The sequence below is a fragment of the Methylobacterium sp. D54C genome (assembly GCF_053345595.1).
Genome location: NZ_JBKFAK010000155.1, coordinates 1 through 328, shown reverse-complemented (window position 1 = coordinate 328; position 328 = coordinate 1). Strand labels below are relative to the sequence as shown.

1 protein-coding gene is annotated in these 328 nt (G+C 74.4%); it reads right to left on the bottom strand.

Annotated features, from left to right (window positions below; genetic code table 11):
* A partial coding sequence (locus ACLBYB_RS32955) for a class II glutamine amidotransferase (RefSeq protein ID WP_447701398.1) occupies nt 1–328 on the bottom strand: 328 nt, incomplete at both ends.

Sequence of the window (328 nt, the reverse complement as noted above, 5' to 3'; positions counted from 1 at the left end):
GGCGCGGTCAGGCCGAACTGCGCCAGCGACAGGATCTCCACCGGCGCGTCCCGCCGCGCGACGAGCACGCTGTTCTCGGCGACCGTCGTCCTAGTGCCGTGGTCCCGGTCGAGCGGCTCCGAGGCGACGACCACGCCGCCCTCCGAAGCGCGGTAGTAGAGCGAGTTCGCCTTGTCGTTCGCGGCGTAGCGGAACGCGTAGAGATCGCGCCCGCCGGCCAGCGCCGCGGTGAACCGGAACGGATGCGGCCCGGCGAGATCCGTGAGGCGCGCGAGCGCGCGCGCCGTCGCCTCGACAGGATCGCGGCGCGGCCCCGGTCCCATCAGGC